Source organism: Oceanicaulis sp. MMSF_3324 (genome assembly GCF_030733545.1).
Taxonomy (GTDB): Bacteria; Pseudomonadota; Alphaproteobacteria; order Caulobacterales; family Maricaulaceae; genus Oceanicaulis.
The window spans coordinates 32,531-54,460 of record NZ_JASHIU010000001.1; the positions used below are offsets into that span (position 1 = coordinate 32,531).

At 64.6% G+C, this 21,930-nt stretch carries 17 protein-coding genes; 4 read left to right on the forward strand and 13 right to left on the reverse strand.

Features of this window, described 5'->3' with window-relative positions:
- Positions 1-69 precede the first annotated feature (69 nt).
- Entirely contained in the window at positions 70-2,010 is a 1,941-nt protein-coding gene (locus tag RBA95_RS00160) for a hypothetical protein (RefSeq protein WP_306014745.1), read from the reverse strand.
- Between the two features lie 281 nt (positions 2,011-2,291).
- Between RBA95_RS00160 and ahcY the strand changes: the two genes are divergently transcribed.
- Positions 2,292-3,710 (forward strand): adenosylhomocysteinase, encoded by a 1,419-nt coding sequence (ahcY, locus tag RBA95_RS00165; protein WP_306014746.1) that lies wholly within the window; start codon positions 2,292-2,294, stop codon positions 3,708-3,710.
- Between the two features lie 57 nt (positions 3,711-3,767).
- Here ahcY and RBA95_RS00170 read toward each other — a convergent pair whose 3' ends face one another.
- The gene (locus tag RBA95_RS00170) at positions 3,768-4,241 is read right to left on the reverse strand and encodes a hypothetical protein (RefSeq protein WP_306014747.1); all 474 of its coding nucleotides are present in this window, start codon (positions 4,239-4,241) and stop codon (positions 3,768-3,770) included.
- A 153-nt stretch (positions 4,242-4,394) separates the two neighbouring features.
- Between RBA95_RS00170 and RBA95_RS00175 the strand changes: the two genes are divergently transcribed.
- Both RBA95_RS00175 and RBA95_RS00180 read left to right on the forward strand, forming a co-directional pair.
- On the forward strand, positions 4,395-4,739 hold the full coding sequence (locus tag RBA95_RS00175) for a TonB family protein (protein ID WP_306014748.1): 345 nt from the start codon (positions 4,395-4,397) through the stop codon (positions 4,737-4,739).
- A 187-nt stretch (positions 4,740-4,926) separates the two neighbouring features.
- On the forward strand, positions 4,927-7,383 hold the full coding sequence (locus tag RBA95_RS00180; protein WP_306014749.1) for a PAS domain-containing sensor histidine kinase: 2,457 nt from the start codon (positions 4,927-4,929) through the stop codon (positions 7,381-7,383).
- Positions 7,384-7,386: 3 nt separating this feature from the next.
- On the opposite strand, the gene bioB is transcribed toward RBA95_RS00180, so the two are convergent.
- Positions 7,387-8,385, reverse strand: coding sequence for a biotin synthase BioB (bioB, locus tag RBA95_RS00185; RefSeq protein WP_306014750.1), 999 nt, complete (start codon positions 8,383-8,385; stop codon positions 7,387-7,389).
- On the opposite strand from bioB, the gene RBA95_RS00190 reads away from it, so the two are divergent.
- The gene (locus RBA95_RS00190; RefSeq protein WP_306014751.1) at positions 8,384-8,821 is read left to right on the forward strand and encodes a VanZ family protein; all 438 of its coding nucleotides are present in this window, start codon (positions 8,384-8,386) and stop codon (positions 8,819-8,821) included. The two genes, bioB and RBA95_RS00190, sit on opposite strands and share 2 nt — an antisense overlap.
- Positions 8,822-8,880: 59 nt before the next feature.
- Here the strand turns inward: RBA95_RS00190 and RBA95_RS00195 are convergent, their stop codons facing one another.
- From RBA95_RS00195 to RBA95_RS00240, 10 genes are all read right to left on the reverse strand, one after another.
- Positions 8,881-10,473 (reverse strand): sodium:alanine symporter family protein, encoded by a 1,593-nt coding sequence (locus RBA95_RS00195; RefSeq protein ID WP_306014752.1) that lies wholly within the window; start codon positions 10,471-10,473, stop codon positions 8,881-8,883.
- 127 nt (positions 10,474-10,600) lie between these two features.
- Entirely contained in the window at positions 10,601-11,476 is an 876-nt protein-coding gene (locus RBA95_RS00200) for a dienelactone hydrolase family protein (protein WP_306014753.1), read from the reverse strand.
- Between the two features lie 72 nt (positions 11,477-11,548).
- Positions 11,549-13,144: a bifunctional phosphoribosylaminoimidazolecarboxamide formyltransferase/IMP cyclohydrolase gene (gene purH, locus RBA95_RS00205; protein WP_306014754.1), complete on the reverse strand. Its 1,596-nt coding sequence runs from the start codon at positions 13,142-13,144 to the stop codon at positions 11,549-11,551.
- Between the two features lie 59 nt (positions 13,145-13,203).
- Complete coding sequence (locus RBA95_RS00210; protein ID WP_306014755.1) at positions 13,204-15,156, reverse strand: polysaccharide biosynthesis protein; 1,953 nt, start codon at positions 15,154-15,156, stop codon at positions 13,204-13,206.
- A 54-nt stretch (positions 15,157-15,210) separates the two neighbouring features.
- On the reverse strand, positions 15,211-16,959 hold the full coding sequence (locus tag RBA95_RS00215) for a heparinase II/III family protein (protein WP_306014756.1): 1,749 nt from the start codon (positions 16,957-16,959) through the stop codon (positions 15,211-15,213).
- Between the two features lie 7 nt (positions 16,960-16,966).
- Positions 16,967-17,629, reverse strand: a complete 663-nt coding sequence (gene rpe, locus RBA95_RS00220) for a ribulose-phosphate 3-epimerase (RefSeq protein WP_306014757.1) — start codon at positions 17,627-17,629, stop codon at positions 16,967-16,969.
- Between the two features lie 118 nt (positions 17,630-17,747).
- Positions 17,748-19,190: an amidohydrolase family protein gene (locus RBA95_RS00225; protein ID WP_306014758.1), complete on the reverse strand. Its 1,443-nt coding sequence runs from the start codon at positions 19,188-19,190 to the stop codon at positions 17,748-17,750.
- A gap of 114 nt (positions 19,191-19,304) precedes the next feature.
- Entirely contained in the window at positions 19,305-20,297 is a 993-nt protein-coding gene (locus RBA95_RS00230) for a cyclase family protein (RefSeq protein ID WP_306014759.1), read from the reverse strand.
- Positions 20,294-20,902, reverse strand: a complete 609-nt coding sequence (locus RBA95_RS00235) for a flavodoxin family protein (protein ID WP_306014760.1) — start codon at positions 20,900-20,902, stop codon at positions 20,294-20,296. Before RBA95_RS00235 ends, RBA95_RS00230 begins: the two co-directional genes overlap by 4 nt.
- A 104-nt stretch (positions 20,903-21,006) precedes the next feature.
- Entirely contained in the window at positions 21,007-21,894 is an 888-nt protein-coding gene (locus tag RBA95_RS00240) for a LysR family transcriptional regulator (RefSeq protein WP_306014761.1), read from the reverse strand.
- Positions 21,895-21,930 lie beyond the last annotated feature (36 nt).

Below are 21,930 nucleotides of genomic sequence, written 5' to 3' on the forward strand. Positions count from 1 at the left end.
CATGCCTCATCAACAAAAACGCCGCCGGATGATCCGGCGGCGTTTTGCATTGGAACAAGGGCTTCGCGCCTAGACGTTCTCGTCCTCGGAACTGCGCTCGGGCGCGGGCGGCGCAGGCGGGGCCGGCGGCACGGGCGGATTCGAGAACAGAGACAGGACACGGCTCGTCAGCGGCGCACTGGGCCGTAGCTCACGCGTCTCGCGGGTCACCGGGCCGTTCGACGCCGTCACCGCGTCATCCGCAGCCGTATCCGCCTCAGCCTCAGCCTCAGCCTCAGCTTCAGCTTCAGCTTCAGCAGCCGGCATGGGCGGCGGCGAGGGCAACACAATGGCCCGGGCGGCGTAGCGCGGATCATTCTTCAGGCGTTCGGCCTCTTCCGCGTCCAGACCGGCGAGTTCCAATTCCGGCTCTTCAGGCTGGGGGTCGCTTTGCGCCTCGGCGGTGAGCGCCGGCTCCAGCTCCTCGGCGTCCTCAGATGTCAGCGCGTCCGGATCAGCATGGGTCTCGATATCGGCCTCGGACTCCGCCTCGAAGGCGACAGCTTCTTCGGCCGTCGGCTCGACTTCATCATCCGAAGCCGCCTCGGTGGCTTCGCTTTGCGCGTCTTCCGCAACAGCCTCATCCACCGTTGTAGCGGCAGGCTCTTCCGATGGAGCCACATCCCCCGCCATCGTCTCGGTCGCAGGCTCAGACACCGCTTCATCATCCCCGGCCTCCGGGGCGGACAGAACCGGTTCGGGGGTTTCTTCGGTCAGGACGGTATCGGCCGGCGCCGGTTCGGCGCCTTCGGCTTCCGCTTCAACCGCCTCTTCGTCCCCTTCCGTGTCTTCCAGCACGGCTTCATCGGCATCCACAGCAACGGTCTCGTCCGGTTGGACGACAGGTGCATCCGCGTCCGCGGTTGGCGCGTCTTCGGCTTCTGCCTCGGCAGAGGCAGTCTCTTCACTGTCCGTATCGGCGACGGAGGCTTGCTCGACATCGGCCGCAGCGGCTTCGCCCTCGCCCTCGCTCAAGGCAGCGCTCACCGGAACGGCGATGGCCGCCGGCGCGTCATCATTGGCTGCAGACGCGTCCGCATCTTCCGCTTCGGACTCCTCAGCGACAGGCTCGACCGCCTGTTCCGCTTCAGGGTCTTCGGCATGGGCAATGGTTTCTTCGGGCGGGTGCCGCTCGAGATGGTCCGCGAGCAGCGCGATCCGACGCTCCAGCCGGGCGGAGTCGCGCACGCGATTGATCGTCCCGCCGACCACGAAAATCAGTCCCGCCAGGCCATAGGCCAGAACGGCATAACCCGCCGCCTCCGCTTCACCACCCAGGCCCAGGGCCGCTGCGCCGACCAGGCCCACGAACAACGGCGCCCAGAGCAGGCGCCAGGAGCGCGTGGCGAACACGATCAGCGCGCCCAGCCCGCTGGCGCCATAAAACACGATGGCGTCCGCATGCTCGGCCGCCAGTGGCCCCGCCTGGGCGATCAGGCTCGATAGCGGGGCGACGCTTTCAGCGAAGCTCCAATTGCCCAGATCCGGCAAAGCGGCCAGGGCCAGTGCAAACAGGTCAAATTCGGGCGCTGCGCCGAACAGACCGGGATCGACTTCCATCAGAAAGGCGCGCAGAGCCGGCCAGACCATGACGAGGGACATCAGGGCGAACAGCAAAACAGTCAGGAACCAGTTCACGTTTCGCGCAACGCCGGCGCGAGACAAGAGCGCGCTGGCGCCGGGATGGGTGCGCGACCAGCCTTTCTGGGTGTGATTGACCAGCGCCACCGGGCGTGAGCGCTGGGCCGGGCCGGTCTGCATGCGCAGAACCGACGCCTGGTCCCCCGCCTCCAGGGCGAAATTCCGGTCCATGACGCGCACGGTGTGTTTGGCGCCGTCATAATCGGTCAGGCTGCGTTCGTCGGCGCGCGCACGCGGGTCAGACCCGCTCACTTCGCCAGAGGCGGCGTAAAAATCCAGCGTTTTACGGCCAAAATCCTGGCTCGCATAAGCGGTTGGCAAATTCGCCATTTTCAACAGTCCCCTCAGTCCGTTGCGTAGGCGCGTCGCCCCTGAGACGACGCCTGCGGCCTGGCCGCATGAGCCCATTGTACAGGCCCTCAGCAAGAACCTTACCATAAAGTTTATACAGATTTAGGACCAATTTAAGAAATAGCGCGAATTTCGGCTTGTTTTGCGATGTTCACGCGGTGCGGTTTGCCCGTTTTGGGACGCGTGTTAAGAGATGGCCCGTCTCATATGGAACCGGCAGGCGTCCGCCTGCCGGCAGTCAAAAAACAAGGCGCTCATCTATGACCCTGCTCAATGCCGCCAACACCGGCGACGATCGCTATGTCAAAGACCTCTCGCTGGCTCACTGGGGCCGGCTCGAGATCGAAATGGCCGAGATTGAAATGCCCGGCCTGATGGCCCTGCGTGAAGAGTACAAAGGCAAGAAGCCGCTCGCAGGCGCGCGCATTGCAGGCTCCCTGCACATGACGATCCAGACCGCCGTTCTGATCGAAACCCTGGTGGAGCTAGGCGCGGACGTCCGCTGGGCCTCGTGCAACATCTTCTCCACCCAGGACCACGCCGCCGCCGCCATCGCCGAGCGCGGCATTCCGGTCTTCGCCTACAAGGGCGAAACGCTGGAAGAATACTGGGAGTTCGCCGACGCCATCTTCCATTGGCCGAACGGTGAAACCGCCAACATGATCCTGGACGATGGCGGCGACGCCACCATGTATCTGCAGCTGGGCGAGAAGGCTGAAGCCGACGCCAGCGTTCTGGGCGAGCCGAAGTCGGAAGAAGAGGGCTATCTCTTCCAGACCATCAAGAAGCGCATGGAAGCCTCCCCGGGCTGGTTCGCCAAGGCCAAGGCCGCCATCAAGGGCGTCTCCGAGGAAACCACCACCGGCGTGATGCGCCTGTATCAGCTGGCCAAGCGCGGCGAGCTGGCCTTCCCGGCGATCAACGTCAACGACTCCGTGACCAAGTCCAAGTTCGACAACCGCTATGGCTGCCGTGAAAGCCTGGTGGACGCGATCCGTCGCGGCACCGACGTGATGATGGCCGGCAAGACCGCCGTCGTCTGCGGCTATGGCGATGTGGGCAAGGGTTCGGCTGAATCCCTGCGCAATGCCGGCGCCCGCGTGTCTGTGACCGAGATCGACCCGATCTGCGCCCTGCAGGCGTCCATGGACGGTTTCGCCGTGGTCAAGCTCGAGGATGTGATCAAGGATATCGACATCGTCGTCACCGCCACCGGCAACAAGGACGTCGTCACCGTCGACCATATGCGCGTCATGAAAAACATGGCGATCGTGTGCAATATCGGTCACTTCGACAACGAGATTCAGGTCGAGGCGCTGAAGAACTTCCAGTGGACCAACGTCAAGCCGCAGGTCGACCTGGTGGAGTTCCCCGACGGCAACAAGATCATCCTGCTATCCGAAGGCCGCCTGGTGAATCTGGGCAACGCCAACGGCCACCCCAGCTTCGTCATGTCCGCCAGCTTCACCAACCAGGTGCTGGCCCAGATCGAGCTGTGGACCCGCGGCGATCAGTACGAGAACCAGGTCTACATCCTGCCCAAGCATCTGGATGAAAAGGTCGCCGCCCTGCACCTGGACAAGCTGGGCGCGCAACTGAGCGAGCTGTCCGTCGAACAGGCCGACTATATCGGCGTCGAGCAGAAAGGCCCGTTCAAGGCCGAGCACTATCGCTACTAGGCGTTAGCGGCATAAGAAAAGAGAACCCCCGCCGGATGATCCAGCGGGGGTTTTTTCTTAGTCGTCTCCGGCGCGGTAGGGCGTCAACGAAAAGGCAAAGCTGTATCGACAATCGGTTGCCGGCAGAGGGTCGCCCTCGCCTTCAAAACGGAAACGAGAGCGGGTCAGCGCGTCCGCCGTTGTCTTGGGCAACTCGCGATAGGCGGCATGGTCCGTATACCACATGGGGTCCACGAGCTTGATGTTCGCCGCGGTTCCATCCGTCAGCACGCTATAGGACAGCGTGATCGGGAACTGACGTCCATTTCGCGCATAGTCATTGGAGTCCATTTGCAGAAAGGCCACAAACCGGCTTGTCCATTGGGGAATGTGATAGACATCATATTCCCAGTCATCACAGCTGGATGTCGGCCCCTGCAGCTCGACAGGCCTGAGCGTCCCGCCATACTCCACACGATCGGAAACCGGCATTGATGCGCAGCCGGCCAGTCCCAGCATGCAGACGGCCCCCACAAACTTACGTATATTCAAAATTCGCCCCTCCTCTCAGGTCCATCGCACTCTATTAAAATGTCTTTGAAATTTACAGCTTTTCTTGTTTCAGGATTGTCGGCTCTCGCATTGGGGGCATGCAGCTCGAATCCCGAACTCAATCCGCTGGCGGACCCACGGCTCCAGCCTTTCGTGGCGACCTCTGACATGCCGGTGCCGCCCAATGTGGAGCGGGCCGCGAGTTCCGATCAGTGCGCGGGCGAGCCCTTGCGGGCGATCAACGCCAACCTGCCCGATTACCCCGCGCGCGGCTGGGCGCGGGGCCTGCAAGGCTGGTCCATCGTCCAGTTCGATGTCACAGAAGCCGGAGACGTGGCCAATGTCGCGATTGCACGCGGCGTGCCCGGCGGCAGCTTTGATCGAGAAGCGCGACGCGCGGTCGAGACCTGGCGGTTCGCGCCGCTCAGCCAGGGCGCCGCGCTGGAAGGCTGTGTCGTCCTGTTTGAATTCACCCAGGGCGAAGTGCGGATTCGGTGAATCCAATCATTCAACTTTGATTGAAATTTAAGCCTTTATTGACCTTGTCCACAGTGCAAGGCGGACAATTCAGGCTCCCGATTCCTCTGGCCATCGCGTCTGAATTCACCTTCCGGTAAGATGTGATTCGCACGTGTGCGCGTTTTCAGCGGGATGGCGCACCAGGCAATTGGGGAAAAGGCGCGTCATGACCGCAGCCGAACCGGTACAACTGGCCACACTCATCGTCACGGGCGGCTCTGTCGCCTTCGCCCTGGCATCCTCGGTCTGGGCCTACAGATTGACAGCGGGCGCCCGCAAGGCCCGCAAGCTCTGGCGCGACCGCCTGTTGGCCGCCGAAGACCGCGCCGAGCGCCATACCAGCCTGTTCGCCGCCCATCCCGGCGTGGTCGTTGTTTGGGACATGCCGCCCCAAGCCGAGGCCGAACACTGGTCCGCGCCCAAGCTCTATGGCTCGCCCGCCGCCCTCGCCTCGCTCCTGCAATTTGCCGAATTGAGCCAGTCCGGCGGCGCCAACGGGCAGATCGCCACCGACATTCTCGACAGCATTTCAGGGTTCAGCGCCCGTAACGCTGGCGGTGAAACGGTCAATTTCCGCGATCGCGCCCGCGCCCTGATGGCGGAGGGCCAGCCCTTCTCCCTGACCCTGACCGGCCCCTCCGGTCGTCAGATCCAGGCCGATGGACGCCCGGCCGGACGCCAGCTCGTGATCTGGCTGACCGACACCGCCCTGCGCCATTCCGACGGCGCGTCTGCAGACGAAATCAGCCATGACGACCCGATCGGCTTCATGGACATGATGGGACGCAATCCGGTCCCGGCCTGGCGCATGGACCAGAATGGCCGGCTCAACTGGGTGAACGCAGCCTATGTCAAAGCCGTGGAAGCCTCTGACGTGGCCGACGTGCTGGACCGTCAGATCCTGCTGGAGCCGACCCTGAACGAACAGGCGCGCGACGTGCTCAATTCGGGCGATCCGCGCACCACGGCGCGCGGCGTCGTATTGGCCGGCCAGCGCCGGGTGATGTCGGTGACCAGCTATCCGGTGCAAGGCGGCGTGACCGGTTTCGCCGTGGACGCCACCGATGGCGAGGAAGCCAAGGCGGCGCTCAACCGCTTCCGCGAAGCGCATGACCTGACGCTGAACCACATGACCGAGGCCGTGGCGATCTTTGACCGCGCCAAGAAGCTGGTCTTCTACAATCAGGCCTTCAGCCAGATGTTCAATGTGGAAGAAGCCTTCCTCAATGACCGCCCGGCCCATGGCGTGTTGCTGGACCGTCTGCGCGAGAAACGCCGCCTGCCCGAACAGGCCGATTACAGCGCTTGGCGCCAGGCCGAGCTGTCGCGCTATGAAGCCGCGCCGAACCAGGACGCCGAGCCGGATGAGCTGTGGGCGCTGCCTGATGGCCGCACCCTGCGCGTGGCGCGCCAGCGCCATCCGATGGGCGGGCTGCTGGTGATCTTCGAGGACATGACCGACCAGCTGTCCCTGCAGGCGCGCTACAACACCCAGCTCAAGGTGCAACGCGCCACGCTGGACAAGCTGCACGAAGCCGTCGCCGTGTTCGGCTCCGACGGTCGCCTGAAACTGCGCAACGCCGCGTTTGAAACCCTGTGGAAGCTCGACCCCGAGCGCCTGGACGGCGTGCATTTCGACGACATGGTCGCCTCCTGCACCCCACTTTATGACCATGAGGAAGCCTGGGGTCAGCTCAAGGCGCGGATCACCGATCCCAGCCCGGAATCGCGCAAGGCCATGACGGGCGAGATCCGCCGTAGCGACAATTCGGTACTGACCTGGCTGACCCGCCCCCTGCCCGATGGCGCGACGCTGATCGCCTGGGATGACATCACCGACAGCCGCCGCATTGAATCCGCCCTGCGTGACCGCGCCGAAGCGCTGGAAGCGTCCGAGCGCATCAAGACCGAGTTCGTCGAGCATGTGAGCTATCAGCTGCGCACGCCGCTGACGACGATTCACGGCTATGCCGATCTGCTCGCGGGCGGGTTCGCCGGCGATCTGTCAGACCGCCAGAAAGAGCATATGGGCGCGATCCAGACCGCTTCGGCGCAACTGGGCAAGCTGATCGACGACATCCTCGATATCGCCGCCATTGATGCAGGCCAGCTCGAAATGGAGCTGGGCGATGTGAACCTGCACGCCCTGGCCGAGGAATCCATGGAGCTGATCGCCTCGCGCGCCGAGCATTCGGGCATCAAGCTGACGCTCAACGCCGACGAGGACGGCCCGCTGATCCGGGCGGACGGCAAGCGCCTCAAGCAGGTCGTCTACAACCTGCTCACCAACGCCATGGATCACGTCAATCCGGGCGGCGCCGTTGAAGTCGGCGCCGAAGTCGCGGGCGATGACGTGTCCTTGTGGGTGGCCGATGACGGCGTCGGCATTGCGCCGGACCGCCAGGCGACCATTTTCGAGCGCTTCGAGCGCGGCGATGGCGGCGGCGCGGGCCTGGGCCTGGCGCTGGTCAACGACATCGTCCGCCTGCATGGCGGCTGGGTGGAGCTGGAGAGCGAGCCCGGCGAAGGCACGCGCGTGACGTGCCATCTGCCGCGCATGACCCGATCGGAAGCGGCGCCGGAACTGAACCTGCCCGGCAGCCACTCGCTGAGCGCGGAATAGGCGTCAGGCGTTCGCCTGACGCGCCGCTTCATCGCCTTCGAGCCCGAGATCGCGGAACAGGACATTGTCCGTATTCTCATCCGGGTTCGGCGTGGTCAGAAGCTCATCGCCCACAAAGATCGAGCCTGCGCCCGCCAGGAAGCACAGCGCCTGAAGCTCGCGCGACATGGTTTCGCGACCCGCGGACAGGCGCACCACGCTCTTGGGCATGATCAGGCGGGCCGTAGCGATCGCCCGCACGAACTCCAGCCCGTCGAGACTCTCTGAGCCTGACAGGGGCGTGCCCGCCACTTCCACCAGATGATTGACCGGAACGCTTTCAGGATGGACCGGCAGGGTCGCCAGCTCGGTGAGGAGCCCGATCCGGTCCGCCTTGCTCTCGCCCATGCCGATAATGCCGCCGCAGCAGGTCTTCATCCCGGCCGCGCGCACCTTGGACAGGGTGTCGATCCGGTCATCCCAGGTCCGGGTGGTGATGATCTGCTTGTAGTATTCCGGCGAGGTGTCGAGATTGTGGTTGTAGTAATCAAGCCCGGCCTCGGCGAGGCGCTCGGCCTGTCCGTCGCCCAGCATGCCCAGCGTCATGCAGGTCTCAAGGCCCAGCCCTTTCACCCGACGGATCATGTCATGGATCTTCGGCTCGTCGCGTTCTTTCAGCTCGCGCCAGGCTGCCCCCATGCAGAATCGCGTGGCGCCTGAATTCTTCGCTTCGATCGCCTTTTTCTCGACCTCTTCGGGATCCATCAACTTGGACGCCTTAAGACCGGTGTCGAAATGGGCGGACTGATTGCAATAGCCGCAGTCTTCCGCACAGCCGCCGGTCTTGATCGACAACAGGCGCGACTTCTGCACCGTGTTCGGGCGATGGACCTGACGGTGCAGGCTTTGCGCCGCAAAGATCAGATCGTTGAACGGCGCCTCATGAATGGATGCGACCTCGTCACGGGTCCAGTCATGGCGCGGCGTGGCCAGACGGTCGAGATCGTTGAGAAGTGTGGACATGAGCGCCTCTGAGCCTTTGGAAAATCAGCCAGACGGTAGAAAGCCCCGGTCCGGGCTGCAAGCCTTCGCGCTCAGCCCGAAGCAGGCGCAACTGGCGCTTCTGGCGGTGTCGCTCGTGATATTCGGCCTGGCTCTTGCGCCTTCCGAGCCCGAACCGCCGAACCTGCTTGGCGTCGACAAACTCAAGCATGCCGGCGCTTTCTTGTTACTGACCCTGGTCGCACGGGCGGCATGGCCGATGGCGGCGCGTTGGTCGCTGGCGGTCGGACTGGCGGGGTTTGGTCTGGTGATCGAGATCGCCCAGGCGCTGAGCGGCTGGGGCCGAACCGCCTCCATCGCGGACCTGGTCGCCGATCTTGTCGGAGTCGGGCTCGGTTTCGCCCTGCTGGCCTGCATCCGAACCTTGCGCAAACCGGCCGCGTCCAACCGCTCCTGACAAAAGAAAACCCCCGGCGCCAGGGCGCCGGGGGTCTTTGCTAGCGCGACAGGTCGCCTCTAGCTGTCATTGCTGGACGGGTTCGATCCCTGTCCTTCTTCATCCGCCTTCTTGGTGTAGGCGATTACCACGCCGGACAACAGCAATATGGCGATCAGGTTGGGCGCCGCCATCGCTGCGTTGGCGATGCCGCCAAACTTCCAGATGAAGTCCACCTGCTGAAGCGCGCCGAAGAACACCATCACCACCCACATCAGGCGGAACGGCTTGGTCGCCCAGTCACCGACCAGATAGGTCAGCGCCTGTTCGGCATAGTAGGACCAGCCCAGAATGGTGGTGAAGGCGAACAGGGTCAGACAGACCGCGATCAGGATGCCGCCAAACGGGATCGTGCTTTCGCGGAAGACCGCCGTGGTCACCTCGGAGGCTTCCAGCTGGGACTGCCAGGCGAAGCCGACGGTCTCGGCGCCGTTGGGATACGCGCCTTGGACCACCAGGATCACCAGCGCGGTCATCGTACAGATCACGATGGTGTCGATGAACGTGCCGAGCATGGCGATCTCGCCCTGACGCACCGGCGAGTCGGTCTTAGACGCCGCGTGGGCGATGGCCGTCGAGCCCTGACCCGCCTCGTTCGAGAACAGGCCGCGCTCCACGCCGAAGCGCAAGGCGATCATGATGGAAGACCCGACAAAACCGCCCGCTGCGGCCGATCCCGTGAAGGCATCGGTGAAGATCGTCGCGAACGCACCCGGCAGGGCCGGCAGGTTCAATGCGAGGATGAACATGGCGCTGATCAGGTACACCACCGCCATGAACGGCACGACCTTGCCCGCGAACGAGCCGATCGACTTGATGCCGCCAATGATGACGATGAAGACCAGGATGGCCAGGATCAGGCCCGGCACCCAGTTGGCGACCATGACCGTGAAGGCTTCCGCCGGCAGTTCGAAGGTCTCGCCCATACGCTCGACCGTCACCAGCTCACCCGATTCCGCCGCCGCTGCGACGGTGCAGGCCGACGCGTAGGCATTGCCGAAATCGCCGTTCACTTCGACCGCCGTCCGGCCCACCGCAATCTGGCAGGGAATAGACTCAGAGAAGGGCGCAGAGGCTTCCGTCATCGCCTGGGTGATCGAGTTGGACTGGATCATATTGCCCGTGGCGACAGCGGAGAACAGCGTGCCAGCGGCGAACAGAACCGCCAGGAATCCCCATTTTTTGCCCAGACCGTTCTTGATGTAATACATCGGCCCGCCATGGACGTGCCCGTCAGGGTGGGTTTCCCGGAAGCGCACGGCCAGAGACGATTCAGCGTAAGCCGCCGCCATGCCGACCAGCGCCGTAATCCACATCCAGAAGATGGCGCCCGGACCGCCCAGCGAGATCGCCGTGGCGACGCCCGCCAGGTTACCGGTGCCGACCTGGCCAGACAGCGCGGTGGACAGGGCCTGCCAGGGCGTGATGTCGCCCGAGCCGGCGCCGCCCTTGCGGCCCGCCCACAATTCGCCGAAGGCCGGGAACAGTCGCCGCAGCGGCCGCAGCCGCAATCGGATCATGAAATACAGACCGGTCCCCAGCAGGAGCAGGATCATCGGTCCGCCCCAGATCGCCGCGCTGACCTGATCAACTAGCGCGTAGAATTGTTCCATTGGTGTCGCTCCCCGAACACAGAATTGTCGCAGAGATTAACGACATGCGCGCAAAATCAAAGGATTCGTTCAGTATAAGTGCGTCACAAGCGCACGGATGTGGATTTCAGGTCGCGCCCGGACGCCCTCAGGCCACGCCCGGCGTCAGACGTCGCTTCAGGAAGTCGCTGAACCGTCCCTGGGTTTCCAGGGTCGCCTGCGGATCATAGCGCAAAGCAGACTCCGGATGATGATCCGGTTCGTCGAACGCGTGGGTCACGCCGCCCAGCACCGACCAACTCACGGATGCGCCGTGCTCGCGCGCCCGGCTGAAAACGACGGAAGCGTCCGCCTCGCTGGCCATGGAATCGCGCTCCACCAGCACACCCTCGATGGGGATATCAGCCAGCCAGTCATTGCGCACGGCGAGCGACGGCCCGCTCACATAGGGATAGACCAGAAACACGCCGGTCACGCCCTTGAAGGGCTGCTCGGGTGCGTCTGACAACCCGTCCGGCGGCGTCTGCATCCGCGCCAGGGTCAGCGCGTCCAGAACCGTCCAGCCGCCATGGCTCCAGCCCGCGAGCGCCAGCCGCTGCGGGTCGATCTGCTTGTCCTGACGGATCAGTTCGAGCGCCGCATACACATCCGCCGCGCGTTCACGCCCCCACAGACGATGCCCGGTGCAAACCTGGGCCAGCGCCTGTTCATAGCTGATGGCGCGGGCGCGCAGGCTGTCCACGATGACGGCCGCAACGCCCGCCTTCACCGCAAGGGCGGCGTAGTTCTCGGTGACCTGGCGGACGCCGCCGCAGCCATGAAACAGCAGCACGGCCGGAAAGGGACCGTCACCGGGCGGGTAGGACACCCGCACATAGGGCTCCATGAAGGCCACATGGTCTGAAAACGGTTTGCGCGCCATGTGCTGGCCGCGCAGCCTGCGATACAGGGACCAGCCGATATAAAGGGCGAAGGCGAGCACGCCCGCCCCCGCTATCGCCAGAACCCAGATCAATACGTCCATGTCACACGCCCAGCCGTGATGGTCTCGTCTTCATGACTAAGCCCATCACGGTCAGGGTCAAACACTTCCCGCCTAGTGGCGGAAGTGACGCATACCGGTGAAGACCATCGCCAGGCCCGCCTCATCGGCAGCGGCGATCACGTCTTCATCGCGCACCGAGCCGCCCGGCTGGATGACGCAGCGCGCGCCCGCCTTGGCCGCTTCCAGAAGTCCGTCAGGGAACGGGAAGAACGCATCAGACGCACAGGCGGAGTTCGCCGTGCGCGGCGCGTCCCAGCCATTTTCCTTGGCGGCGTCCTCGGCCTTGCGCGCGGCGAGCCGCACGGCTTCCACGCGCGAGGTCTGGCCCATGCCGACGCCAGCGGTGGTGCCGCCCTTGGCGAAGACAATGGCGTTGGATTTGACGTGCTTGACCACGCGCCAGGCGAACATCAGATCCGCCAGCTCTTCCTCGGTCGGGGCGCGCTTGGTCACCACCTTGAGGTCGGAGGGCAGGATATGGCCGGTATCGCGTTCCTGCACCAGAAGGCCGCCGGCGACCGCCTTGGTGGTCCAGCCCGGCTGGGTCGGATCGGCCAGCGCGCCGGTCAGAAGAACGCGCACATTCTTCTTCGACGACAGGATGTCGAGCGCGGCTTCATCCGCATCCGGGGCGATGACCACCTCGGTGAAGATCTTGGTGATGGCGTCCGCCGTGCTGGCGTCCAGCGTGCGGTTGAACGCGGCGATGCCGCCAAAGGCGGAAATCGGATCCGCCGCAAAGGCGCGTTCGTAAGCGGTGGCGAGATCGTCCGCCGCCGCGGCGCCGCACGGATTGGCGTGCTTGATGATGACGGCGGCCGCGCGGTCCTCCGGGTCAAATTCGCTGACCAGTTCGAACGCCGCGTCGGCGTCGGCGATATTGTTGTAGGACAGGGCCTTGCCCTGGATCTGGCGCGCCGTGACCACGCCCGGACGCTGCTCGGCCGCTTCATAAAGCGCCGCATCCTGGTGCGGGTTCTCGCCATAGCGCAGCTTGTTCAGACGGCGGCCGCCAATGGTGAACCAGCTCTGGGCGGGTTTTTCGACTTCCGGCTCGAAGCGCGCCGCAATAGCGCTGTCATAGGCTGCAGTGCGCGCGAAAGCCTTGGCCGCCAGATGGCGACGAATGGCCAGCGTGGTCTCGCCATTGTTGGCGTCCATGGACTCCAGCACCTTGTCGAGATCGCGCATATCGGTGCAGACGGCCACGTGGTTGTGATTCTTCGCCGCGGCGCGGATCATGGCCGGCCCGCCCACATCGATCTTCTGGATGCAGGCGTCGATATCGGCGCCGGAGCGGGCGGTTTCTTCGAACGGATACAGATTGACCACCAGCAGGTCGATCTGGGGAATGCCGTGCTCGGCCATCGCCGCCAGATCATCCTCGCGGTCACGACGGGCCAGCAGGCCGCCATGGATGCGCGGATGCAGGGTTTTCACCCGGCCATCCATCATTTCAGGATATTCGGTGACGCTGGAGACGTCGCGCGCATCCAGTCCGGCGTCGCGCAAGGCCTGCAGCGTACCGCCTGTGGACAGAAGCTCGACGCCCGCTTCAGCCAGCTTGGCGGCGCGTTCGGCGAGACCGGTTTTATCAGAAACGGAAATCAGCGCCCGCTTGAGCGGGGCGAGGCCCGAATTATCCATGGAAACGTCCTCCCAGACGGCGCCAACCTAACTGCGCCAGGAACGAAGACGGCCCCTTATCACGCGTCACGCGCGGCGGGAAGCGTTTGACTGATCGCCGCCACGCCTTCGGGCCATCCCGCTTCGATGACCAGTTTTAGCCGGTTCCTGACCTGATCATCATCGCGGCGCTGCGCCGCGGCGATCAACTGCTCGAGCGCGGACTCCACCCGCGCCAGATCCAGACCGGGCGTCTGGATGCGCAACACACCCGCCGGTCCGGCGGGCGAGACCCGTTCAAAGGCGTGGGTCAGCGCTTCATGCAGCTTCTCGCCCGGGCGCATGCCGGTATAGATGATCTCAACATCGCGCTCGGGCTCCAGCCCGCGCAGGCGGATCAGCTGCCGTGCGAGGCGCGAGATCAGAACCGGCTCGCCCATGTCGAGCAGGAAGATATCGCCGCCCTCAAGACCCACGGCCCCCGCCTGGGCGCCCGCTTCCAGCACCAGCCCGGCGGCTTCCTCGACCGTCATGAAGTAGCGCGTCGTCTCTTCATGAGTGACCGTGACCGGCCCGCCCTGAGCGATCTGGCGTTCAAATAGCGGCACCACAGAGCCCGCCGAGCCCAGCACATTGCCAAAGCGCACCGAGGCGAGCTTCATCGGCTCAACCTTGTCGGCGGCGGCGGCGAGATAAAGCTCCACCGCCCGTTTGCTGCCGCCCATGATCGAGCTGGGATCCACGGCCTTGTCCGTGGAGATCGAGACCACGGCTTCAACCCCGGCTGCGGCGGCCGCCTCGACCACATTGCGCGTGCCCATAAGGTTGGTGCGCACGGTCTCGGAGACGTTTTCCTCCATCAGCGGCACATGCTTGAGCGCCGCCGCGTGCAGCACGACTTCGGGCTGCTCCTCCGCCATCAGGACATCCAGGCCTGCGCGGTCCTTGATATCGCCCAGAACCGACCGCCAGCTGGGGGCCTGGGGCATGGATTGAAGCACCATGTCGATTTCGTAGAGATTGGGCTCGGCGCTATCGAGCAGCACCAGCCGCTCGGGCTTCAGGCCCGCCGCCTGACGCACAAGCTCTGATCCGATCGTGCCGCCAGCGCCGGTGACCAGCACCCGCTTGCCTGCGATCAGGCGCCGGGCGCCATCGCGCGACAAGGCGCGCGGCGGGCGCGCAAGCAGGTCAGACGCTTCCACCGACGTGAAGGCCCTGACGCCATTGCCGCCGCGGGCGCGGCTCAATTGCACGCCGGTCCGTCCGGCGACGCGCGCGACTTCATTGACCAGCGCCGCATCCGGGTTGGGGTCGGCGAGCACAATCCGAACGCCGCCCTCGCCCGCCTGGCGTTTCACACGCAGCACGGCACGGGTCAGCTTGTCGGCGCCGCCTTCGATCGGCACGCCGTAAAGCGCGCGACCACCCGCCGTGCCTTCAGTCTCCACAAGGGCGCGAAAGCGAAAGCTCGGCCCTGATGCGCGGCGCAAATGCGCCTTCAGCACATCCGCCAGATGCTCGCGAGCGCCCACCAGCACCGCCATGGGCGCGCTTTCGTCCCCGCGTTGCACCAGGGATCGCAGATCGCCCGAGCGCCAGGCGGCCGCAGCCACGCGGGGCGCCACCAGGAGCATGATCAGAAACGGAGCGGAAATGGCGAAGGTTGAACGCGGAAAATCCTCAAGCCGGTTCATCACGAAGAATACCGGCAGGAAAATCAGATGGGACAGCAGGACCGCCTGCACGATCGGCAACAGGTCCGGCATGGACATGTGGCGCCACAACCCGCGATGAACCCCAAGCGTCAGGAACACTGCCGCGCTGATGGGCGCAAACACCGCCGGCGCCATGTATTCAAGCGCGCCCGGCGGCACGCTGTATTCGGAAAAATGATAACGCACCATGAGGCTGGCGAACATCGCGCCCGCCGCCGCCAGGGTGTCATAAAGCAGAACCAGACTTGTCGTCAGCGCAATCCCGCGTGCAGGCGATTTGCGCGCCTCGTCGATTTCAGTGGCGTTTTCGCTCATGGCGCCGCCTCCCCCATGCGACCGCGTCATCGACACCGGATCCGCCCATCGTACTCATCCTGCCGCACCCACGCGACCCAAGCGCTGAAACGCCCATCTGACACGGTTCGGCGGCCGTTCGCCAGCCCCGTAGGGTTCCGCCTCTCCCGATACGACCAGCTGGGTCGAACGTTCAGGCTTGCCCCCTGCCGCCAGATACACAGAGCGCTCCAGGCGCACCGGTCCCCCATCGGTCCGGAAACGCCAGCCATCACCATTACCGGCAACCAGAAGTGCACTCAAGGAATCCCTTGAGAGGGAGGCGCGCACACTGGGATGCAGATGGAAGCGGATCGAGAAGCGATAGCGCAGCTCCGGATTGGCCGGAGCGCCATCCTCGACCGGACGATACAGGCTGTCCTCACCGCGCAGATCGCCCCCGTCAGAGGCCAGGAACAGACGCCGCCGCAAGGACAGGCCGAACTCCCGGCGATAGCCCTCATGGCTGGCCTCCAGCCAGACGCCCAGGTCTTCCTCGTTCCGGCGGGCTTTCACCGGTTCGGGCCCCGCGGCCACGCGCGGCCCGAGCAGCGCCCGCGCCCAACCCTGAGCCACAAGGCGCGTGGAGGAGGTTTCTTCCAGGGTCAGCGCCGAATGCGCGGCGGTGGCGCGCACCGCCTCCCGCCAGGTGCGCGGCTGATCTTCAGACCAGCCGCAATTGACCACCAGGCGCCCGCCCGGCGCGGCGAATTCAAACGCCAGCGCGCTGGCGTGAACGTCCGCCGAATGCGACCCCGACGGCGGGCCCGCCGAATCCATGATCAGGACCGCGCCGCCCGCTTCCACGCGATTGAACCCGCTATGGGGCGCCACATTGAAGCCGCGGCCTTCCCCGCCGCCCACATGCTTGAGCGCGGTCTCGATGGCGCGAGAATCGCCTTCATCCCCGCCGTGAAAGACGCTCAACCCGCCACTCGGGAAACGACAGAAACGAATAAAGGCCGCCGCCCGATCCATGGCGCGCGAGACTTCGGACGACAGGGTCACGCCCCGTTCATCTGCGGCCCTATCCAGCACAACGAGAGCGATCAGAGTGTCAGCGGCGGCACAGGGATTACGGCTGGCATGGCCGCCATCGGGCAGAATCTGGCTGGTCAGTTCCCGGTCGAGCGCGCCTTGAGCCTGGGTCTGCAGCTTGGCCGGCAAATCCAGCGTGATCGTCGCCAGTCGCAGGGTGATCGCCGCGAACAGCCGCGTCTTGTCTTGCGGCATGAGTGAGAGGCAACGCGCCAGTCGCAAGGTCTGCCGCACCGCTGATTTGAGCCGTCTGGGCGTTTCCGGATCCTCTTCGGCGAAGACCGTCTCGCTCGCCAGCAACCAGGCCCAGAGCCGCCCTTCAAGCACATGGGGCTCCCAGCTGAACCAGTTCCATTTGCCAAACCGGGCCAGCCAGTCATCGACCAGCTTGCGCGCCATCAAGGGCGCTTCGGGGTCCTCAACGGCCAGAAGGTCGGCCAGCCAGTCAAATCGGTGCAGGCGTTCGGCGAACCGCTTGGACGGAGCGGTGCAATCCCAGACGGATTGCTCCTCGGACACTTCCAGCATTTCACCCGCCAGCGCGAACCGCCCGCCCAGAAGCGCCGCGCCATGGGCCTTGTCGCCCTTGATCAAGGGCTTGGGCCGAACAGCCAGCGTCTCGGGTGCGCGCTGGCTCTGGGTCAGCATGCGATAGGGCGGCGCCGCGTTCAGAAGGTCCGACATTTCCCGGCGACCGCGCAACGCCAGGGCGGCGGCGATCTCACGGGTCCTGGGCTGGCGTTTCATCAAGGTCTCAAGCGCCCCGCAAAGCCGCGATGTTGTCGGCATAGGCGTCAGGCCCGCCCTTGAACACCGCCGATCCCGCCACCAGCGCATCCGCTCCGGCGCTGACGCATTGCTGAGCCGTCTGCGGGTTCACCCCGCCATCCACCTCGATCAGCGTATCCAGACCCCGCCGCTCGATGGTCTTGCGCAGGGTTTCGATCTTGCGCAGTTGCGAGCTCAGGAAGCTCTGACCGCCAAAGCCGGGGTTCACGCTCATGATCAGCACGAGGTCGAGCTCGTCGAGGGCGTAATCGATCATGTCGAGCGATGAACCGGGGTTCAACGCCGCGCCCGCCTTCACGCCATGGCTCTTGATGGACTGGACGGTGCGGTGGAAATGGGGCCCCGCCTCGGGATGGGCGGTGATCATGTCCGCGCCCGCCTCGACGAAATCGGCGATATAGGCGTCCACCGGCGAAATCATCAGGTGCACGTCAAAGGGCTGATCGGACCAGGACCGCAGGGCTTTGACCACCGCCGGACCGATGGTGAGGTTCGGCACAAAATGCCCGTCCATCACATCGATATGAATCCAGTCGGCGCCAGCAGCGTCGATGGCTTTGACCTCGTCTCCCAGCCGGGCGAAATCAGCGGACAGAATCGAGGGTGAAATAATTGTCGAGCGAGCCATGCTGATTGCGTATCAGCGGCCCGCTTTTTGAGCAAGATGCGGCGGCGGCTTTCACGCCTTTTGCGTCAGTTTATTCGGCGCTTTCAGGGACCTGCATATCTCGGTCTGATCAACGCGCTCAGGACCGGCCCAGCAGGATCGGGAGCAGATTGACCACGCTGCGCGGCAAGGATCCGCGATAGCTGGCCTTTTCAAGCCGCTCCAGATCATCGCGATCCAGCCAGACCCCGTTCGCCATGACCGCTGTGGGGAACTCCACGCTGGAAATGTCGCTGAGCGGATCGCCGGACACCAGCATCAGATCCGCCCGCAGGCCGGGGACGATCATGCCGCGATCCTCCAGCCCGAAGACCATCGACGGCGTCACGGTCGCCGCCTGAAGCGCCTCGTATGGGCTCAATCCCGACTGCACGAGCAGTTCCAGCTCCCGGGTCATCGAGCGGCCGGGCAGATTGATGAAAATGCCGGCATCCGTGCCCGCGATCAGTGTAACGCCAGCCTCATGCATCAGCCCGGTGGCCTGGCGGTAGAACTGTCGACGCGCCTCTTCGCGGACCGCCGGGTCCTGGCGCGCCCAATAGTCATGCATGCCCGCATCCACGCGCATGTAAAGCGGGTTCATCGCCGCAACGCCGGGGCGTTCCAGATAGGCGCCGTCGCTTTCCGCCACGCGCACCAGATTGTCATGGGCGATCAGGGTCGGCGTCACCACCGCGCCCGTCGCCGCCATCTCGGTCGCGAGCGCTTGCATGGCCTCGGCGTTCAACCGGTCGCGCAAGCCGTGCCAGACAATGGATTCAGTGTGTTCGATGGTCACGAAGCCATCATCAAGCACATGCGTGAACGGGATCAGGAAATCGCGCTCCAGCGGAATACCGGGCTCCCGCACGCCCTCCGGCGTATGGCCGGACACCGTCATCCCCAGCGCGCCCGCCTCGTCCAATATGCCGCGATAGGCGGCCTCGGTGAGGTTGGAATAGAGCTTGAGATGCTCGAACCCTTGCGCGTGCTGGCGGCGCACGGCGGCGCGCGCGTCGTCTTCTGTCGCGACGATCACATGGTTCTGCTGAACATTGGGCCCCGGCGAGTTCAGGATCGGCCCCGTGGTCAGGAGCGTCGGACCCAACAGCGCGCCGCGCTCGATCCGGTCCGCCCAACGCAAATGCACCACCAGGCCCGAAACATTGCGCACGGTCGTCACGCCATGGGCGAGATATCCCGCAAACTCGGGCACATCCCAGACATGCACATGAGCATCGATCAAGCCGGGCAACAGCGTCTGACCCGCGCCGTCCACAAGCAAGGCGGCTTCAACGCGCGGATCATCATCCAGCGCCCCGTGAGCCGCGATCGCCGCAATCACGCCATCAAGCACCAGAACGTCGCGATGCGCTTCCACCTCGGCGGCGCCGGGTTGCATGGACACAAGCCGGACATCCGAAATCAGGACCGCAGGCTCAACCGATGCGCCGGTCAACGCCGCAGGCCATTTAAAGAAGATCGCCCAGACGCCAAACGCCAACAACGCCAGCACAGCCAGTCCGTATCCAAGAATGCGCATGCCATCCCCCATCGCTGGGCTCAGTCTGGATGGGCGCCGCGCCAAGGGGAAGCGCAAATCCGGACCGTGATCCAGCGATGAGGGCGGCTTCTGCGCCAGCTCAGGGCTGATGGGCTAGTCCCGCAAAGGGAAGGCCAGGGGCCGCATGGGCGCTGCGTCCGCCCCTCTCAGTTTCAGCCCGCCGCCCACGAAGGCGAACTGGTAAACCCCGTCCCGCGCAAGCCCTTCAAGATTGACCAGCTCGAGAATGGGCGCGCCCTGCTCGGCCAGCAGATAGGTATGAACGGGCACGTAATTGTCCGGGTCTTCGGACGGGAACGCCTCGAAGCTGAGATTGTCCGCGCCCACGACCATGGCGCCCGCCTCCTCGATCAGATACCGCGCGGCGTCCAACCCCAGGCCGGGCGGGTTCTGCATATAGCGCTGCGCATCCTCATAGACCTGCATGCGCCCTGTCCGGATCAGCACTACATCGCTAGGTTCAAGCGTCAGCCCCTGTGCGGCGGCGGTCTCGACCAGGTCGGCGCGCGTGATGCGATAGCCATCTTCGAGCATGTCCACGCCCTTGAAGGCCGGCAGGTCCAAGAGCACGCCGCGCGCCACGATGGGCGGCAGGGCCTCAGCCCCGCCCACGCGCCAGCCGCGATCCCCCAGATGCTCGTCGGCGGAGAACCCGTTCCAGACTTCACCGTTTAGGCCGAAATGGACCAGCGCATCGATATGGGTTCCGGTATGGGTGTACATGGACACCGCCGCCCCGGTGTACCCCACATGGGTGTTCATGGCGTGGCCCACGCCAAGGGGGTCATCCACTTCAGTGCCGTGCGGGGTATGGGTCATCCACAAGCGGTAATGCGGATCGCCCGCCGCCTGCCAGCTGGGCATGCCGATGAAATACTCCACCGACAGATCATAGGGCGCGCCGCCTGAAATCCGGCCCAGGATCGCGGCCTGGCTGTCAGCGGTCATCAGGTTGAGACGACCGATCTGATCCTCGGCGCCCCAGGGGCTGAGGCCGACCTGGGGGCGATCCGGTTCAGGTTGGGCCTGAGCCATGGGGACGCTCAGGGCGAGCGCTGCGACAGAGGCAGAGACAAGCTGTTTCATGTCGACGCCTCCTGGAGATCCGCCCCTTGCGCGCCCCGCAGGAATTGCAGCGTCAGATCCGCCACGCGCACGCCCAGACGCGCCGCCGTTTCCCGATCCGCCGGCGGCGGCGCCAGTTCCGGCCCCTCATCGTTATTGGCCTGCGCCATCACGCCAATGGATGCGCCGATCCGGTTGTAATCGTCCACGCTGCCGGTCGAGCTGTTATTGCCCGGCAACTGATCAAGGCTGACCCAGAGCATGCCGTGCTGGGCGGCGAAGGTGGACAGCTGGCTCAAGGTCGCGAACTTGTCGCCCGCCTGTGAGCTCGATACGGTGAACCCGGCCGCCAGCTTGTTCGACCAGCCGCGCGCCAGCCAGGTGGCCGAGCTCAGATCCATGAAGTGTTTGAAGGGCGCCGAAACCGCGCCCATATAGGTGGGCGAGCCAAAGATGTGGGCGTCCGCTTTGCCAAGCGTCCCCCAGTCCGCGTCCGACATCGTGGTGACATCGACCAGATCCGCACGCGCGCCGCGAACCCTGTCGACGCCCAGGGCGACAGCCTGCGCCAGCACCCGCGTATGGCCATATCCGGAGTGATAGACGATTGCGATTTGAGCCTGCATGAAGGCCTCCCGTTCTGTGACGGGACAGAGCTAGGCCATTCCTAAAATGAAAATAATCGCTCTATTATCGAATATATAATTCACTAATCGCGAATTATCTCGACCTATCGATCCCGAAACGCCTCGGCCAGATGGTCGAGCAAGACGCGCAGCTTGCGCGAGACCGCACGCTGTTCGGGATAGACCATGTACAGCGCCCGGCCCTCGATGGACCAGTCAGGCAGCAATTGCACCAGCCTCCCCTCGTCGAGCGCCTGACGCACATAGACATGGGGGGTGACGGCGATGCCGAGCCCTTGCTCCGCCGCGCTCTTGATCGCGATGGAGCTGTTCACCCGCAAACGGGGCCGCAAATGGACCTGCACCGTCTCCTCGTCGCGCTTGAGCGTACAGGTTTCGCTGTGCTCGGCGCCGGAATAGATCAACGCGTCATGTGCGGAGAGGTCTTCGGGACGCTCCAGCGCCGGTCTTCGCGCCAGATACTCCGGAGCGGCCACGACCACCCGATCCAGGGACATCAGCTTGCGCGCCTTGAGACTGGAATCAGGCAGGTTTCCGCCCCGGATCGCAGCGTCAAAGCCCTCCCCGACCACATCCACCACCGAGTCGCTCATATGCAGATCAAGAAGGATGTCGGGATAGGTCTTGCAGAAGGACAATAGCGCTTCCTGCAAGGCGACAAGCCCCAGCGACATCGGGGCCGCCAACCTTAAGCGCCCGCGCGGGGCCGCGGTTTCAGAACGCACCTGCTCATCAGCGTCTTCCAGCGCATCCAGCACCTGCCCGACCCTTTGATAATAGGCGAGTCCCACATCGGTGAGGTGAAGCGATCGCGTGGTGCGGACAATGAGCTGGGCGCCGAGCTGGCTCTCGAGTTCCTTGATCGCCTTGCTGACCGAGGCATTGGACAGGCCCAGCTCCCGCGCCGCGGCGCTAAAGCCGTTGCAATCCACAACCTTGCGAAAAATCTCAAGCGCGTTCAGCCGATCCATAAAGCCCTTCCCGGTCCATCCGTCCGGCCTCAGTCT